18 protein-coding genes are annotated in these 17271 nt (G+C 37.1%); 1 reads left to right on the plus strand and 17 read right to left on the minus strand.

The genetic code is table 11. From position 1 onward, the window contains the following. Positions 1-36: 36 nt before the first annotated feature. The 16 genes from ACSBFT_RS12400 to ACSBFT_RS12475 form a co-directional block, all read right to left on the minus strand. Positions 37-1047, minus strand: a complete 1011-nt coding sequence (locus tag ACSBFT_RS12400) for a hypothetical protein (RefSeq protein ID WP_489600863.1) — start codon at positions 1045-1047, stop codon at positions 37-39. Between the two features lie 262 nt (positions 1048-1309). Continuing rightward, positions 1310-1624, minus strand: coding sequence for an integrase core domain-containing protein (locus ACSBFT_RS12405; RefSeq protein WP_489600864.1), 315 nt, complete (start codon positions 1622-1624; stop codon positions 1310-1312). Then, complete coding sequence (locus ACSBFT_RS12410; protein ID WP_489600865.1) at positions 1587-1838, minus strand: DDE-type integrase/transposase/recombinase; 252 nt, start codon at positions 1836-1838, stop codon at positions 1587-1589. Before ACSBFT_RS12410 ends, ACSBFT_RS12405 begins: the two co-directional genes overlap by 38 nt. Then, on the minus strand, positions 1831-2094 hold the full coding sequence (locus tag ACSBFT_RS12415; protein WP_489600866.1) for an IS3 family transposase: 264 nt from the start codon (positions 2092-2094) through the stop codon (positions 1831-1833). Before ACSBFT_RS12415 ends, ACSBFT_RS12410 begins: the two co-directional genes overlap by 8 nt. 528 nt (positions 2095-2622) lie before the next feature. After that, on the minus strand, positions 2623-3471 hold the full coding sequence (locus ACSBFT_RS12420) for a phytanoyl-CoA dioxygenase family protein (protein WP_489600867.1): 849 nt from the start codon (positions 3469-3471) through the stop codon (positions 2623-2625). Between the two features lie 289 nt (positions 3472-3760). Further along, on the minus strand, positions 3761-4498 hold the full coding sequence (locus tag ACSBFT_RS12425; RefSeq protein WP_489600868.1) for a GNAT family N-acetyltransferase: 738 nt from the start codon (positions 4496-4498) through the stop codon (positions 3761-3763). After that, positions 4495-4944 (minus strand): DMT family transporter, encoded by a 450-nt coding sequence (locus tag ACSBFT_RS12430; RefSeq protein ID WP_489600869.1) that lies wholly within the window; start codon positions 4942-4944, stop codon positions 4495-4497. Before ACSBFT_RS12430 ends, ACSBFT_RS12425 begins: the two co-directional genes overlap by 4 nt. Positions 4945-4997: 53 nt before the next feature. Beyond that, positions 4998-5597: a Crp/Fnr family transcriptional regulator gene (locus ACSBFT_RS12435; protein WP_463048104.1), complete on the minus strand. Its 600-nt coding sequence runs from the start codon at positions 5595-5597 to the stop codon at positions 4998-5000. A 124-nt stretch (positions 5598-5721) separates the two neighbouring features. After that, complete coding sequence (locus ACSBFT_RS12440; RefSeq protein ID WP_489600870.1) at positions 5722-6627, minus strand: mechanosensitive ion channel family protein; 906 nt, start codon at positions 6625-6627, stop codon at positions 5722-5724. Between the two features lie 48 nt (positions 6628-6675). Then, positions 6676-7293, minus strand: coding sequence for a class I SAM-dependent methyltransferase (locus ACSBFT_RS12445; protein ID WP_489600871.1), 618 nt, complete (start codon positions 7291-7293; stop codon positions 6676-6678). A gap of 52 nt (positions 7294-7345) precedes the next feature. Then, complete coding sequence (locus tag ACSBFT_RS12450) at positions 7346-7822, minus strand: Dps family protein (RefSeq protein ID WP_463048107.1); 477 nt, start codon at positions 7820-7822, stop codon at positions 7346-7348. A 503-nt stretch (positions 7823-8325) separates the two neighbouring features. After that, complete coding sequence (locus tag ACSBFT_RS12455; RefSeq protein WP_489600872.1) at positions 8326-9615, minus strand: GAF domain-containing sensor histidine kinase; 1290 nt, start codon at positions 9613-9615, stop codon at positions 8326-8328. Between the two features lie 106 nt (positions 9616-9721). After that, positions 9722-10186, minus strand: a complete 465-nt coding sequence (locus ACSBFT_RS12460; protein WP_463046245.1) for a hypothetical protein — start codon at positions 10184-10186, stop codon at positions 9722-9724. A gap of 64 nt (positions 10187-10250) precedes the next feature. Further along, complete coding sequence (locus ACSBFT_RS12465; RefSeq protein ID WP_489600873.1) at positions 10251-10469, minus strand: hypothetical protein; 219 nt, start codon at positions 10467-10469, stop codon at positions 10251-10253. A 407-nt stretch (positions 10470-10876) separates the two neighbouring features. Continuing rightward, positions 10877-12937 (minus strand): c-type cytochrome, encoded by a 2061-nt coding sequence (locus tag ACSBFT_RS12470; RefSeq protein ID WP_489600874.1) that lies wholly within the window; start codon positions 12935-12937, stop codon positions 10877-10879. A 275-nt stretch (positions 12938-13212) separates the two neighbouring features. Further along, entirely contained in the window at positions 13213-14079 is an 867-nt protein-coding gene (locus ACSBFT_RS12475; protein WP_489600875.1) for an AraC family transcriptional regulator, read from the minus strand. A 91-nt stretch (positions 14080-14170) separates the two neighbouring features. Here ACSBFT_RS12475 and ACSBFT_RS12480 point away from each other — a divergent pair, with 91 nt between their 5' ends. Further along, positions 14171-14554, plus strand: coding sequence for a hypothetical protein (locus ACSBFT_RS12480; RefSeq protein WP_489600876.1), 384 nt, complete (start codon positions 14171-14173; stop codon positions 14552-14554). A gap of 22 nt (positions 14555-14576) precedes the next feature. Here the strand turns inward: ACSBFT_RS12480 and ACSBFT_RS12485 are convergent, their stop codons facing one another. After that, on the minus strand, positions 14577-17036 hold the full coding sequence (locus ACSBFT_RS12485; protein ID WP_489600877.1) for a TonB-dependent receptor: 2460 nt from the start codon (positions 17034-17036) through the stop codon (positions 14577-14579). Positions 17037-17271 lie beyond the last annotated feature (235 nt).

The raw sequence follows: 17271 nt of genomic DNA on the forward strand, positions 1-17271 counted from the left end.
GTGGTTGCTAATTTATGTTGCTAGATAAATGAATCATTATTTAACGGTATAGCGTACTAAAACTTCATTATCTAAGACCACATTGGTAGACCATATAAATTCAGCATCATTTTTAGAATCGTCAAAAATAGAAGTGAAGTTGGTGTACGAAGGCTTATTATCAACACCGATGGTTTGGTTTGTAAAGGTGCTTGCATTTGGCCAATTAGAATCATCAAAATCAGTCTTCATCCAATCAGTGGGAGTTTCCCAATGCAAAGCATAGAACGAAGTTCCATCTTGACCTCCATTGATATCGCAATTTTTTGAATATCTATAATTACCATCTTCAGATACACAATTTAAGTCCTTAATGGGTGCTGTGTAAAAAGTCTGTGCTTTCCAGTTTTCATTAGTTGTTGCGATAATATTGTTTTGCTCATCTTTAATAACAGCCACCATTCCGCCATCTCCTGCGTGAAAAGCTTTACCTCTATTGGCTTCACAACCCACACCAAGGTGCTCTTCCCAATCCACCAACTTCATGGCTATGGCAAATGGTTTTTTGGCTTTAAATTTTACTATGCTAGAATTAAACTCCGTAAATGGAACTTTATCTTTTCCAACTGGAACGCCGTTCACATACATTTCAAAGTAGTTATCGGCAAAAATAAAGGCTGTAAAAATCTCGCCTTCTTCGTCAATTTCTATAATTTTTGAATCAACAAAATTGGATAGGGCCTCTTTTGCTGTTCTATAATTCTTCCCTTCACAGGAATTAAATAAATCTCCTGAAAATGGAAAGCCATTGTTTGTATAATTTGTTTGAGCAGGCACAGTCCATTTTTTACCATCGGTAGAAGTGATCGCTCCAACATCAGTCTTTCTACCACGCTCACAAGAATAAATATCTTCCGTTTTCGTGGTAGCTATCCCTTGGGTAACACTTGCTGTTCCATTATATTCTATGGTTTCAGAACCAGTTGTAAGTTCTTGTGATTTCGATTTATTTTTGGCACATCCAACTATTAACAGTGTCATTATTAGCAACTTAAGTATGTTTTTCATTATCTGTATGTCTTGTTTTTATATGCCGACCAACAATTTGAAACTACGCAAAGTGCGGGCTACCAAGGTTAATTTTTCGAAGATAAGAATAAGCCTTCCGATAGTAACGGATAAGCTTTTGAGTTAAGTTTTATTAACATATAAGTGATAACTATATGTAGATTCGTGTAAGTGCGAATGGGTTTTATATTTCAATAATTAAATCTTGATTGAAACCATTGTATGATCATCACCCAATCTTTAGGACAGTAAACTAATATAATTAAGATAAAACTATTGTTGTTGTTTTAGAGTCCTTATTTTTCTTTTTTGCTAATAAGTTTGATTGTATATTCATAAGTGCCTTGTTGTCAATATACTCCATATTGTTTAAGTAGAATTCAATCGGAGTTTTATAAGCAAGGTTTGACTGATGCCTTTTATTATTATAATATCGAAAATAGTCCAACATCTGTAGGCTTAAATCAACACCATCTTTAGGCGGATTAAGATACACCTTTTCATATTTTGTGCTCCTCCATAGTCTTTCTATGAATGCGTTATTTATGGCTCTTCCTTTGCCATCCATGCTCAACATTAGCTTTTGGCCTAATACATTCTGTAAATTGTTTAGAAGTATATTGGCTACCCTGATCTGTATTGATGATTTCTGACTTTCCCTGCAAGGTAATTGCTTCTTGTAGAACATCTACACACCATTCAGCGTGCATGGTATTGTTCACACTCCAATTCACCACATATCTGCTGTACAAGTCTATTATGGCTGTTAAATACATGAAACCTTTAGCCATAGGGATGTAAGTGATATCGGGTTGCCCATACCTGTTTAACTCGCTCTATCTTTAGGTTACGAAGCAAATATGGATAGGGCTTATGCTCAGGATTACGTTTTGTGGTGTGCTTACCAGGGGCAACAGCTCTCAGACCCATAATTTCGTAAAAGAGCCTCTCTATTCGCTTGATATTCACTTTATATCCTAAGCCTCTAAGCCAGGCATGCATCATTGGAGCACCTTTATAAGGGTGACTCAGGTAATGTTCATCCATTATCCCATCAACTCTAAATTCAACGTTGATTCGCCTTTGGGTTTATAATAAAACCCCGATCTGGACACTTTCAGTAAGGTAGTCTGTTTTTGTATACTGAGCTTAGGGTGATGCCTGCTTATCAAACTTCTACGCTCAGCAACGCTTTTTAACGCAAGGCTTTCGTTAAAAAATCATTGGCCACTTTCAACTCACCTATCGTTTTAAGCAGATTTTCTTTTTCAATTTCTGACTTACTTCTTTTATCCTTCTTGGAGGATTCGAAAACGGTTTCAGCGTTGTCAAGAAACTCTCGTTTCCATGTGCTAATTTACTGTGGGCTCAGTTCAAACCTCTGAGCCAATTCGGCCAACGTCTGACGCTCCTTAAGAGCTTCCATCACGACCTTTAATTTGAATTGGGGGGGATCATCAATGCCAAAATCACCCCAACCATGAGGTTTGAAATTGAGCGAATGTTTTCTTGAAATTTGCCCACAGCCAAAACCGTATGGATTCGTCTCTTTATTTATATCCTACCAAAACGTCCTTACTCTTCCGACTTGAAAAGTCTAAATTCTAGGGCCACTCTAGTTTTATCCATTTCATCATTAACTGCTAAGCCATGAATTAAATGAGAAGAGAAAATTAAAACTTCACCATATTTCACTTTAGACCTAGCCAGAGCATTGTCGCCATTCCAAGTCTTTATCATACGTACCCTATACTTATTTCCCTCTATTTTACCGCCCTCAAAAGTTCTTTCAACCAGATTCTCATTGATAAGATGGCTTTGGGGTGCTAAAGGTAAATTTGATTTTTCTGTCACACCGGCAATCGGGATCCAAAAATTAATAAATTGAGGTATATAGTTGCTATTATCCACACCCTCGTAAATGTCTTTATGCGGTGGGTTATAGTCTTTAGACATTGGTCTATTTATACGTACTATGATATGTAATTTATCCCCGGTCTTAGGGTCTATATCTGTTAAGTTGAAGTTCAGTATTTTAACTAAACGTGGTAATATCTCTTCCACCGGAAAATTAAAATCGGCAGAAAACAAATCTCTTGTTCTAGTAACTACCTTAAAATGTTCCGCATCGGTTTTAACATAGTGGTGGTAGTTTTCTAAGTTAAAGCCATCTAAGTTCACAGAACATTCTTGACTTATTATACTGCCGATGCTTTTTATGAGTCCTTCTTTTAGTGATTCAAACTCCTTTTCATTAAGAAAATTCACTTCTGAAAAACCTTCCTTATACCATTTTTGGTTAAAGGCAACGTCCATGGTTTCTGTTGAAAGCACTTCGTTTTGACCGAAATTGAATTCTGGTGCATTCTCAATAGAGAAACTCTTTTCAACACCGTCAATTTTAAAAATGGTATAGTTGTCCATGGTTTGTTAATTATTAAAGCTAATACTTTTATTATTTTCTGTTGATGTACTGATTTAATCCGAATAATGGGTTGACTTCAAAATCTGTGCATATGCAAATAACCGCTTTTAACTCATAAGAACCACTATAATCAAGAAATTGATCCTTGACCAAAAAAATTAAATCTTATGCTATAACGACCAGATTAACTCCCTATTGAATGGGTCCTTATTTCATATCATGCTAATCTTAGCTTTTTAACCCGAACTATATATTAGAAAACCTTATGATGGCTATCAGGTCTAATTTCTACCCTAAATAATTGGAATCTAAGGCGTAATTCTTTATCAAAAATTGTTCTTCAAATCCTAATTTAATATACAAATCTCTTCCCATGGCAGAGGCTTGAAGTGTCGCATATTCACTTTTCTTTTCTATCGATATATTTAATAGCACTTTCATGAGTTCATCGGCAAGTCCCTTACGTCTTCCTTCTGGAATAATCCCGATCGAATGAAAGCCTGTAATATTTCCCGTCTGATAGGTGATGGCCGTGCCAATGGCACCGCCTTGATAATAAACCACATAATAGTTGATATTTTCATGCGTATTGATGAGAATATCAGGATGAATTTCGTAACCAAAAGATGCCGTGAATAACTTGCTCCAAAGTATGGCGTCATCTTCAGTAACAATCAATTTGATGTCGATATTCCCTTGTATTTCAAATGGTTTATACATTTCAAGACACATCCCTATTTGCTCAAAGTGTTTTACAAATCCATTTTGTTCTAAAAACCGACTTGAATTGTTTCCATAAATATCCCAATAAGGTATGACAAGGTTTGGATAAGAAGAAATCACCTGGATTTTGGCCTTCAAGACAGCGTCCTCATCTAAATCGGCATGAAACCATAACCTATTGGGCCATTTCCTGTTTTCCATGGTAGCATAGTTAAACGCGGCAGAGGATGTCAGGCTATTATTGTACCTACTGGCTTTTTCCCATAAAGAAGTCAAATTTTTAATATTTTGATATATTTTCATTTCCAATTGATTAAAAATATTCCGAATATCATGGCCATTATACCTGCCATTCTTTTGTAGGTAATAGGCTCTATCGGCAAATGAAACCATCCATAATGCCCTGCAATAACCGCAAACACGAGCTGTCCGCACAAGCCAAAAGAAATCATAGTAGACACCCCTAATTTGGGAATAGTGTAGTAGTAAATGCTAATGCCCAGTACGCTAAAAAAGCCTCCCGTAAACCATAAATAAAACGGAATCTCTTTTAATTGCCCGATGGGCGGAAACGTTTTAACGCTAAACGCAACCATTAGCATAGCAAAAATACTGCTACTAAAAAAGGCAACTACAGATGCCAAAAATGGATTTTTAAGCACGACGCCTAGATGTGCATTTAAACCACCTTGGATAGCTAAAAAAACACCACCAAGAAGAGCTAACGCGGATAATGTGAATTGATTCATCACGCAAAGTTGGTGCGTTGATTCCTCCTGTGCATTTACATATGTTGATTTAGTTATTTTTTTAAAGCTTTTCTAACCCTGCTTAACTGGGTGGGTGTAATGCCAAGATGGGACGCTATATGGTGCTGAGCAATGCGTTTCTCTAAATCAGGATGCTTTTTCAGTAGTTTTAAGTACCTCTCGCTGGCGTTTTCCATCACCAACGAAATTTCCTTTTGCTCCTTTTCTATGATCCAATTTCGCTCGATATAGGAAATGTAAAAGTCTTTTAAATCTTCATTTTCCTCAATTAACTTCTTGTAGGCTTCAAAATTGAAATTTATAATGATGGCATCTTCTAAAGCTTCGATAGAAAAGTACGAAGGGGCACAAAGAAGAAGGGAAACTTTGGAAGCAGGAAAGCTATTTTCGAGGAAAATGTTTTTGGTGTAAACATTCCCTTGGTCGTCGGTATAGAAGGTTCGGAAAACACCTTTACATACAAAATGTACTTGTTTCGCTGTTTGCCCAGCTCTCAATACAAGTTCTCCTTTTTTCACGCATTGAAAGTGTACAATTGAGGCTATAAGCGACCATGATTTTTCAGATATTTTGGATAACTTATTAAAGGCTGCTTTTAGCTCTAAAAGGTATTTTTCTTTTTCAATTTCCATGTTATTTCGATGTAAAACCCGAACGCTGACCCGTTGTGTATTTAAAAGTAATGAGCTTCTGCCAAAAAAGCTTCAAACCCTTGAACTAACGTTATCCAAATTAAGCCTAATTTCAGGATGGGTATTATTCCTTTTTAACATTAATAACCGGAACGCTAACAATCTCAAAAGTGGCAGAGGCCAGCTGTACTTTGCCTTCTGTTTTTTGAATGGCTTTGCCAATCAATTCATTTAGTATGTTCTTAGTGTATCTCCTTTTTTTATAGTCTACAATATATCGAAGGTTGAACTGAACCCAGTTATCGGTCATGGTAATGGCTAAGGTAGGATCTACTACAGCATTTTCAATATAATATTTATTAACCACTTGGCTCCATTCCGAAATGGATTGTGAAACATATTCAGATAGCGTTTCTGAGGCAATTTGAATCACAATAGTCTTTGCCAATTCTATATCTGAGCCATATCTTATCGGCAGATTAAATTCATCCCAAACGAATGGAAAATCCTTGGAATAGTTATAGACCGGGCCTTTAAACACAAATGCATTGCTCAGTTTTACGATTCTTCCGCTGTAATTATCGCTAGAGACCCATTCTCCAATTTCCATCATAGTAGTATAAATACTATCAATGTCAATCACATCTCCTTTAATATTATTAATTTCTATCCGGTCTCCAGGCTTGTAAACACCAACAAAGAAAATATAAAAGGAGCCCGCTATACTTAAAATTAATTCTTGTAAGGTTATGGTAATTCCTGCGGTAAGAAAGCCAATGGCTAATCCAAAGTCTTTAATGTTTCCAGTAAAAAATGATATGGTGATGATAACAAGAATTAGGTAACCGAAAATCTCTATCGCTTTTTGAGATTTATAACGAACGGCCGTATCGGGTAGCTTTTTTCTTAAAAACTGTCTTAAAAAGGCAATGGCTAGTAATATAAAAACAGCCCAAACCAGGTATTTAGCAATGCCGGTAGAAACCGGATGGGCAAGCATCCATCGACTTATATTTTCAAATATCTCCATGGTATTTTACATGATACATCCGACTAGTCTAGTATTGCAAATTACGGTTTAATCATGACGTTTGAAGGAGCAGAACAAAAAGTTTTGAGTTGTGTTAAAGGGGGTCCTATGGTCTTCGGTTACGCATTTAATTTTCTTAAAACCTTTTTGAAGCTCTGACGTTAAAGTATTTTCATCATATTGATTGATGTCTAATCCGCTGCATTTTTTTGGTCCATCCTTACTGAATGTTCCTATTGTTACAAAGCCATTTTCTTTTACTGCTTGTCTGGCCGTTGAAATATATTTCACCACCTTCTCCTCAGTTGTTAAAAAATGAAAAGCAGCTCTGTCATGCCAAAAGTCAAACGATGTGGTAGGCTGATAGTCGATGATATCACTAACAATCCAATTTACTTTATCCGCTTTCCCGCCAAGACGTAACTTTGCTTTTGTTAAAGCTTGTTCTGAAATGTCAAGCACCGTAATATTCTCATAGCCTTCTTCCAACAAGAAGTCAACGAGTTTGCTATCGCCCCCACCGATATCAATAATATTGGCAGTTTTGTCCAAGTTTGCGTAATGAACAAAGTCGAGCGAAGTCTTTGGAACGTCCTGTGTCCAACTTACTTCGTTAGAAAGTTTTGTAGCATAAATGCTGTCCCAGTAATTTTGCTGTTCTGACATTTTCGTTTTTTAATTTTCCTCTAAAGCTAGAGCATTTAACACGTTTCTTAACTTATATATTGAGGAACGATGAATACATCCAAACCAATTTCTCTTGCACCCTAATATAGTCACTCATTAAGGCATTTGTACCTTCGTCCTCGGCGTCGGCAGCTATTAAAAGCAATTCTCTTTGAAGTATTATTATGGTCTGGAACGAGCCTAAAATATCTTCAACCGCCACCATTCCGTCACTTACTTGAACACTTTCCTTTATTTGGGAAATAGACCTATAATCAGAGTAATTATGTTTAGGCGTATGACCCAGGGTTAAAATCCTTTCTGCCACCTCATCTATCTTCAAAATCAAATCATTATACAATTCTTCAAACTTAATGTGAAGTTCAAAGAACTTGTCGCCTTTTATATTCCAATGATAGCCTCTTGTATTTTGATAAAAAACAGAATAATTTGCTAGAAGCTCATTGAGCTTTTCTGCCAAATGTTTCGCCTTTTCTTGATCCAATCCGATTGCATTTTTAATACTCATTTAATACTTTAATTGATGAAATTAATTATTTCTTTATCAAAGGTAAGTTTTAAGTTTAGCGATATTTGTAACAAAGATTACATACCCGATTACTTCAAGCCTCCTAGCCTTATAAGTTCGAGAATTAAAAAAAACCGATTTTAAACGATCCGTTATTTGGCGATTAAGCAACGTCAAAGCACCGTTGACTTTGTATCACTAGCAGGTAAATTTAACCCGCATTAGGCAATCTCCCGATTTTATCGGGACCGTACCTAAATTGCTTCAAATCAGTACGTAAACCTTTTAAACTCAATCACCATAACGTTTACCCTGAGCTAATGTCGAATGGCTATGCCAATTTCCTTTAATTATCTGATTTATTGCACTTTAAAACTCATAACGATTCCCCAACGCATATTCCGGGTTTAATTATTTGTGAGATTAACTTGAAACCCAAGTACATCGTTTCAAAAACAAATTCTACCTGAAGAAATGTAAATTTCATTCGTAATAAACTGAAGCTAAACCGGTAAATAAATACTAAAAATCGACCCTTCACCCGTTAAACTTTCAGCTTTCACCAGCCCACCGTGATTTTGGGTTATTTTTTTCACAATAGCCAATCCTATTCCAGTACCACTAAACTCTTCTTTGCTATGAAGTCTTTGAAAGAAATCAAAGATTTTTTCTTTATGACTGATATCAAAACCAATGCCATTATCAGTCATTTGTATTTTATAAAAGCTCTTCATCTCTCTTTCCTCACTAGGTGCCGCTTCTTTTGAGATGGTGGACGAAATAGTTATACGCGGAACGCCTTCGCAGTATTTAATGGCATTTTGAATCAAATTACCAAACAGCTGAATCATTTGACTCTCATCCGCCATAATAACCGGCAAACCTTCATGAGAAATAACGGCATTGCTTTCATTGATAATCTCGCTATTGACCTCATAAACCTGTTCCATGATTTCGTTAAAATCCAAGGGTTTCTTTACCAGTTCAAAGGAATTTATTTTGGCAAAATCTAGGATGTCGTTCACTAGATTATAGGCCCTATCTGCACTATTATGAATCTTGGGCAAGAACTTCTTCAGCTTCTCCTTATCGGTAGTGTCTTCTCCTAAAATGTCGGCATAAATTTTCAGTTTTCTTATGGGTTCCTTTAAATCATGGCTAGCTATATAAACCATTTGCTCCATTTCTGCATTAAGCTGGCTTAGCTTTATATTTTTGTGTTTCAGGATTTCTGTATGACGTTCTATCTCTTCTTTTAAAAGTTTCTCGTTGGCGTTGGCAGTGTCTCTAATGTCCAAATTCTTCTTTCTCAGCTCCAAAAGTTTAATCACCTGTCTAGATATTTTCCTTAAGGCTTCTTTCTGCTCTTCTGTGAGGATGTTGGGCTTGGTATCCAGCACACAGAGCGTTCCTACCGGAAAGCTGTTATCCACGTTTAAGGGCACGCCAGCGTAAAACTGTATGTTGGTGTCGCCAGTGACGAGCGGGTTGTCCAGGAAGCGGTAGTCTTGTGTGCTATCAGGAACTACCATGAGACCGTGCTCATCCAAAATGGCGTGAGAACAAAAAGCAATATCTCTAGGAGTTTCCCTTAAATTTGTACCAACTGCAGATTTAAACCATTGTCTTTCCTTTTCAATAAAACTAATAAGAGCTACCGGCGTTCCACATACGTAACAAGCCAATTCGGCTAAATCGTCAAATTCTTTTTCTTCTTCGGAATCAATAATTTCTAACCTACTCAATGCCAGTAACCTTTCGCTTTCATTTGCTGGCAAATTGGCAATCTGCATAATAATATTTGCTTAATTCAAACTCCCATTTTCAGGAGAATTTCAATACAAATAAAGGGATAAATCAGATTTATCCCCTATTACTTACCCAAAACTATCTATATACTTAAAAGGCAAACCTTGCAGAAAACCCGAATATCGGAAGAACAAGACCTGTATAATTCACAAAATTGAACTCAGGTTTCCAGTCGGCACTTAAATTTAATGGTATTTCTTTAAAGGTATGTTCTAAACCTAAAATCCCATCTACACCTAAATGAAACACCTCAATATTTGGCTCATAGTTTTTCCTTTTTACAGGCGAAGACCCCGCGTGCCCACCAAAACCATAATACCATCTCCAAGTTGAGGTGTTAAAGGCCGGATTATGCAGTTCGTAAAGAAATGTCCCTTTCAAACCATGTCCAAAGCCTCCCAAAAGTATCTCACCAGCCGAGTTGCCACCCATACTAAATTTTCCTGTTAAGGCTGGACCATCGGTAAACCTTACACCCACGGCTCCTTTATACTGAGCCTGAGCAGCTACAGCCGTAACTAAAATAATTGCTAAAATTGTAATTTGCTTTTTCATAATGGTTTATATCGTTTTGTTATACTAATTGTGCCAGGTTGGCTATTACCTGTTCAATCCTAAATTATCTTTTGCTAGCAGTATACATACCTCCTACAAATACCACTACACTAAGTCCCATTAAAATATAGCCTTGTTCTTTACCAGACTCATTAGAGGCGTCTATTTCTAAACCTAGCACCTCCACAGAAGCACCACTCTTTTGTACTTTGTTAAAACCTAAATAACCCAAGGCCAAGCTCCCGACGATCAGGAGAATTCCTATTATCTTTTTCGAATTCATTTTTATAAAATTTAAGTGACTAATATTAATTATAATAATACCCTTCAGGCATACCTATGATTCTAGTCATCCATGACTGTTTGCCTTTTGTTTCTTAAATACAATATGATGGATGTAATAATTAAGATGAGCATTGAAGTATTATTTAAGTTCGAAACTTATTCTTAAAAGCTCATTCCTACATTCAAAGCTGTGGAATTGTGGAATTATAGCGGAAAATGTGGGTATTTTCTAGCGTATACGGTATGGGGCTAATTACCCAATATTGCATCTTAACCCATTTATGAACCATTGATTGATTCGGCTTTTTGTTAGCAATTCAATTTATTAATATCCCAAAATAAGTTGTAAAGGGCTTTCCTGCCCCCCCAAGAAACTTTTTTGACCAATGAACAAAATGCTTTTGTTTAATTCCCATTTTGAACGGGATACCCTAGTTGGGCCCAAACCAGAACACCTTCATCGAGAATGGCGGTATTCTTAAACCCATATCGAGTTAAATTATTGATTACTTTTTGTGATGCCGCATGTGGACAAGCACAATAGACCACTATCTGCGTGCTGTCTTTTGGAATATTCTTCACAAAGTTTTCAGGTTTTTCATAATAAGGAACTGGTATAGCACCTGGGATGTGGGTTTGACGCCAAGCTACTTCAGAACGGGCGTCCAGTAAGACAATACGCAAACTATCTTTCATGGCCTTAAAAAGCTGCTCGGCAGATACATAAAGACCTTCGCGAAGATTAAATTTTGATGCCTTATTTTTAGGATTTAACACATAGTTTTCTGGAAGTGGAATCGAAACCGTATCCTGTTTTGGAATATTCCAACCTGATGCTCTACTTCTAAGAAAAGCGGTAACGGCATCTATTTCTTTATTGCTCAAGCTGTCTTTGAATGCTGGCATTGGAGTACCATCTCTTCCTTCTAAGATAGCGTAGCGTAAAAAGTGGTCCGTAGCTGTGGCTAACAACATAGGATTTCCTAAAGCAGGTGCTGAAATACCTTCTCCTTTTTTACCGTGGCATGTCGTACAGTTCTTAGCGTATATTTTAGCTCCTAGTTTTATATCTCCCACTACGGTTTCTCTTGATATCTCGATAGGTTCTTTTACACCACTCTTTTGATACAACCATTGTAAGAGTATTTCAATGTCAATGTATTCTAATGGACCTCCCCTACTCTTCATATAACCCGCCATGGCCGTCTCTGACCTCCCAAATTGTATGGTATATCGCATAAAGTTGGAAGTTTGGCTCGTGCCTAACAGCGAATGAGAACTTAAGGAAGGTGCATGATCAGCGGCGTATCCTTCACGATCCTTCCCATGACAAAGGGCACAGTATTTCTCGTACAATCCTGCAGCATAAACCATGGAAGTGCTGTCTAGCTCATCATCTGGCCTTAACTGTCTAGCTTCAGCTCCTTGCTCTTCAGACTCTTCCACAAATTCCAGTTGAACACCATGTGCAAATTCTTTTAGTACCGTTAGTCGCTTAGGAAACGCTTCCATCACCAGTGCTTTTGCAGGCAGGCGGCCTTTTAAAAAACTATAAGTTGAATCTAGATTGATAACTTCATAGCGTAAGGCAAACACCCCTGAACCCCGTGTCTTTAAGAAATCGGACAATTCATCCCCAGCGGTTTTAGAGGCAATTAAATGCAACTCTTGATTCCGAATAAGTTTAAAGCGAGCAATGGAGTCGTTTAACTCCAATTGAACAAGACCCATTTTCAGAAACTCTTTACTAGATGCTTCTATATCTTCCACTGCTATTCGGATGGCGGCAGTTCCCACCACTCCATTAGGGTGTTCCAGGTATCTACGTCCGTAACTGTAGTAGGTCCTCCATTCCTCTTGGACAGCTTGATAATTCATATCTGCATGCTCAACAAATCGAGGCAGATGAGCAGGTGGGTTTGATGCTTCAAAATCCAGACTTTGTTTCTCAGGACCACCAGAATCCCAAGACCAACCTTTTGGTGAATCTTCAGAGGAACGATAGGCCTGGATGGAATCCATTTTAAATTCTCTAGAACTAAGCCATGTAGAAGTGGAATCTACAGATGAGCTAGATAATGCATATAAACGTACTCCTTCCGTTTTCTTTAAAAAAGAGCTTATAAAAGAGGGTTTTGATTCGTCAGCTAACGAATCATTCAGAGAAAGAAGTTCTAAAGATGACATATCTGCAAAAGAAATAGAAGCAACCAACGAACCGTCAATGCTCCCTTTTTCATTTTCATCAGATATTTTAAATCCTAGTGTGTCCTTAAAGTAGCCTCGGGTGGCTTCTATATCGTTGACAAACAAAGTAGTGCTATTGATTCCGTAACCCAAACCAAGGAGATAGGGTTCTTCCGTGTTTTTGGTACTGCAAGAGGAGAAAGTTATGAATAACACAAAATAAACAAATCTAAAAGCTTTAAAATGCTTTGAAATAGAAGCGGTGTTATTTGTTCTCATTTTACATTTATTTGTCTGAGCCTCATAACTAAACGGTACTAGCCATGAAACCCAACGCGGTCGAAAAGTCTTTTAAAACTTTCCATTTTTTATAGTTTCCATTTTATCATCTAAAATCTAAATTTAGATATAAACCGCATCCTAACACTATGGTAGGTTTAAAACCAACCATATTTTTAGGGAGTGGTTAAGAGAACGGCATTGAGGTTTTTTCAGAGCTCTTTTTTAATGAGCCCTTGATATTTCCCAAAGGCTCATTAAAGCGTACGCAAGTCCTAAACTTTCAAACTGGCCTTAAACTGGCTCGGAGAAAGACCTCCGTGCTTCTTAAATATTTTTGTAAAATAAGATAAGTTGACAAAACCGAGTTCTTCAGCCACTTGCCCTACAGACGCATCGCTAAACGTTAAAAGACGTTTGCTTTCCAAAACCACTTTTTGAGATATCAGCTCGGTAACAGTCTGGTTTAAAACCTCTTTACAGATTCTATTAAGATGCTTTAAAGTTATGCTCATTTGGGAAGCATAAAAAGATGGCGATTTCTCGGTTTTAACATGCATTTCTAGCAATGCCATAAATTGATTTACCTTTTCGGAATATGAATGCCACGCAAAGTTGTTTTCAGACAGATGCATCCTAGAAATCTCAATAAGGATGATGTCTAATAGGTTCAGGAGTTTCTCTTCTTTTCGGGAGTTATTCAACTGGTTTTCTTTTACCAAAAGCTTGAAATACACCTCCATGTCAGTCAGCTCCGACTCCCGCAGCTTTATTTCTGAGATATGACTTGACGTTCCCAAAAAGCTATAATCTTCTATTTTCTTTTGACCAAAGTACAGGTTAAAAACCTCCTGCGAATAAAACATGATATAGCCCTCAATATCTTCTGATAGCGTCCAGCTGTGCACCTGACCAGGTTTCATTAAAAACAGACTTCCTCTGCCTATATCAAATGTATCCAAATCAATTTTATGACTACCACTGCCCGAAGTAAAGAGCACCATCAAATAGAAATTATGCCTATGCGACTGCTCTATGAAGCTGTGCTTTATTAGGTGGTTTTTAAAGGTGTTGATATATAAATCATGATGATGCCCTTCTGTTTCAAAGTTTTGAATATCATAAACCGGATAAGCCTTCATAAAATGTCCTTATTTTACCAAAAGAAGCGATTTTCATAGGATTAAAGTGCCCTAGAGTCCCTTACTTTTGTATAAAAATAAAGACAAACTCATGATTTCAAAACTAATAAGCCTTTTAAGTAACGATTGTCCTAATTGTGGCAAAGGAAAAGTGTTTAAAGCCAAAAACATATTCTTCAGCTTTGGTTTTTCTGAAATGAATACGACCTGCAAAGCTTGTCATATTAAATTTGAAAAAGAGCCCGGTTTTTTCATGGGAGCCATGTATGCCAGCTATGGTCTTTCCATTATGGAAATATTCCTAACCTATTTTGTCGCCAGTCGTTTCTTTGAAGAAACTTTTGACCTTAGAATATTAGGTTTCATCATGGCAGTTCTCATTCTCCTAAGCTTTTTCAACTATCGACTTTCAAGAATCATTTGGATTCAACTCTTCGTGAAGAAAAACGAGAAAGCTAGCCTAGCAAAGTCTTAACAAATTTTTATGCAAAGAGAAATCAAAACTCCTTCTCTCCAAACTCACTTGAAGGCAATTTGACCTTACCGTCACGCTGATTGAAATTGAAACTTAAGTTTAACAGCACAATATTAGTCTCCTGAATATAATTCGTGGTGGTAAAAAAGTCAGAGCCAAAAGTGGTAATTCTTTGCTGATTTACGCCCATATTTCCAAAAGCCATATTCTGCCATTGAGCCCCAACCGTCATTTTATTATTCATAAAACTCTTCTTTATGGAAAGGTTCGGCTGATAAAAACGAGAATCTTCGCCTTGTGCGGTATTTCTTGCCGACATGTAAGAAAAATTAAATTGAGAACTTAAAGTCGGTGTTATTTTATACGAAAGATTGGAGTTCAAGGAGTAAACCCAGCCTCTGCTGTCAACACTTACTGCGTTTTCAAAAAGTGCTCCGTTAATATTCAGTCTGTAAACATTCCCTCCCATAAACCATTTTACTTTTTTGGAAGCCGCCCAAGTGAGTCCCAATTCAGAACCTACCAGATTTGCTACTCCGGCGTTGGTAAAAATACGATTCAAGATGGTGTCGTTATAAACGCTATTTACCCTGTTCACTATATCCGTAATATGCTGATGATAGAGCGTCATGTAAACAGAAAGTTTCTGAGCGTCTTTGCTAATTCCCACTTCTGTAATTCCAATAAACTCAGGTCTGATACGCGGGTCGCCCTGCTCCAAGGTTTCTGAATGTTCTCTTTCAGGATATGGGTTCAGCTCGTTATTGGTAGAACGCTGCACCCTTCTGCTGTATCCTGCTTTCAGCCTCCAGTCATGCCCTAAACTATACATGATATTGGCAGAAGGAAACAAGTTGGATAGGTCTAGATGAAAATCGTCTGATTTTCCGTCTTTAAAAACCCTGTCAGATTTCTCATATCGCAGTCCAGAGCTAAATTCCAGTTTGTCGAATTTAACACTATACATCCCATAAAGGCCATGTATTCTGTTTTCCACCCTGATATCCGCACTAAAGACGTCGTTCTGTACAAATGGAAGATTACTCCCACTTTTCTCCAAGTATCTAAAAACACCATCCTGATTTTGAAGTCTGTATTGATACCCAAAGGATAGCACACCCACCTTTATGGGCTTCTCATAATCCACTTTTAAGCGTAAGGCGTTTAGAGGGTTTTCACCGGTATTAAAGGTATATTGAAGTGTGTCAGAATAATCAAACTGATTTAAGTTTCTGTTTTTAGTATTACCATCCAGCTGAGCATTTTCTACTAAGCCCGAAACACTGATAGAAGATTGGTCTTCAAACTTGTGTAAATAATCTAAATTATAAACCTGAAAGTCTCCAGCCTTTAACACTTGGTTTCCATTATAATATGAATAAGCACTTATTGGCTCGCCAGAAGCCGCATTAACTTTGGTATTATGATAGACAATATTGGCGGTTCTGTACTGCTCACGACTTCCTAAATATACTCCAGCCGTCAGTTCATTTTTTGTATTTAAATTGTAAGTAGCATTTGCTCTTACCCCATAACTTTCCCTTATAAAGCTTCTTTCACCTTCGCTTGGAAAAATGGTTTTCACGTCATTTATAATCGTAAAAGCGTCCCCTACTCTTCTGCCTGCTATATCATTCTGGAGGTAATTAAGTCCTACATTCAACGCTAACTTCTCTTTCCTATAACTCAAAGTAGCATCTACACCCTGTCTTTGCGGCTCTTTCTCATTAAAATAAGCTTTTATCCTAGGTAAACCGTATTGCAGGTTTGCAAAAACACTTAGCCCATCCATGGCTCCTTTCTTGGTAACGATATTAATAATTCCTGCCTTACCGTCTGCCTCATATCTGGCAGAAGGTACTGAGATAATTTCGACCTTTTGGATGGTATTTGCCGGGATTTGCGACAAAATGGTGGTTTGGTCTAAAGCACTAGGCTTTCCGTTTACCATAATTACAAAGCCCTTTGAACCTCTTACAGAAATTTCACCTTCCACGTTAACCGTGACAGAAGGTATGTTTTTTATCAAGTCGGCTGCTGTTCCGCCTTTGGCTACCTCAAATTGTTCGGAATCAAAAATCTGCTTTTCCAGTGTGGTCACCATATTGGGTTTTATACCTGTCACTATCAGAGTTTCTAATAATTGGCTGAGTGGAGCCAAGCCCAAAGCACCTAAATTAAAGTTAGCATTATTTTCAATCATATTAACTTCAATTGATTTTGAGGCGTAGCCCACATATTCAATTTTGATAATATAAACCTCGTTTGTAGATGTCTCTATTCTGAAGCCGCCATCATCTGTACTTTGAACACCTGTAATTAATTTACCTCCTTTTTCAAGCTTTACAGAAGCAAAAGATAAGGGTTCGTTAGTAACAGAATCTATTACCGTACCAGTAAGTGTTTGAAACTTTTGGGCATCGGCTGAAAAAGGAAATAGGGCTAAAAGAAGAACGATTACAGGTAGACTTCTATACATCATATGATAATTTCCACAAAAGTATTTCAATTTCAATCCTTAACAATCCTAGGTATATGCTAATTGTTAAGATACGTCTACTCTTTGCTGATACATGCTAATTAAAAAAAAGGTCAAATGATATTTTACCCATTAAACGCCCTCAATGCCATTTAAAATATTCAGCAAATCACTTGTCCGATTCTGATAGATAGTAAGTTATTTTCTAAGTAAATTGTATTCATAATTAAACAAAAAG

It is taken from the genome of Arcticibacterium sp. SM2516, from assembly GCF_057914865.1.